Origin of the sequence: Bacillus sp. J14TS2, from assembly GCF_018333015.1 — a bacterium.
Taxonomy (GTDB): Bacteria; Bacillota; Bacilli; order Bacillales; family Bacillaceae_C; genus Lederbergia.
Genome location: NZ_BORE01000059.1, coordinates 1 through 462 on the forward strand (window position 1 = coordinate 1; position 462 = coordinate 462).

The 462-nt window shown below is 49.6% G+C and carries 2 tRNA genes and 1 rRNA gene; all 3 read right to left on the reverse strand.

Annotation, left to right across the window (positions count from 1 at the left end):
• Positions 1 to 51: 51 nt before the first annotated feature.
• A tRNA-Thr gene (locus KI375_RS27060) sits at positions 52 to 127 on the reverse strand.
• Positions 128 to 137: 10 nt separating this feature from the next.
• Positions 138 to 210: transfer RNA gene (locus KI375_RS27065), tRNA-Val, on the reverse strand.
• A 5-nt stretch (positions 211 to 215) separates the two neighbouring features.
• Positions 216 to 331, reverse strand: a 5S ribosomal RNA gene (gene rrf, locus KI375_RS27070).
• Positions 332 to 462 lie beyond the last annotated feature (131 nt).

Genomic DNA, 462 nt, shown 5'->3' on the forward strand with positions numbered 1-462 from the left:
CCCTCTGATTAAAAGTCAGATGCTCTACCAACTGAGCTAATGGCTCGTCCATGGTGCCGGCCAGAGGACTTGAACCCCCAACCTACTGATTACAAGTCAGTTGCTCTACCAATTGAGCTAGGCCGGCGAACTAATGATGGAGGATGACGGGTTCGAACCGCCGACCCTCTGCTTGTAAGGCAGATGCTCTCCCAGCTGAGCTAATCCTCCAATGTGCCTGGCAACGTCCTACTCTCACAGGGGGAAGCCCCCTATTACCATCGGCGCTGAAGAGCTTAACTACCGTGTTCGGGATGGGAACGGGTGTGACCTCTTCGCTATTGCCACCAGACTGCCTATATAAAAAGAGAGTTATTCTCTCAAAACCAGATAAAGAAGAAGATAAACGAGAAACACCATTATTAATCCAGCTCCAGTGCCCAGCGACTAGAAAACTTCTACGTTTCTTCCTACGATAAGTCA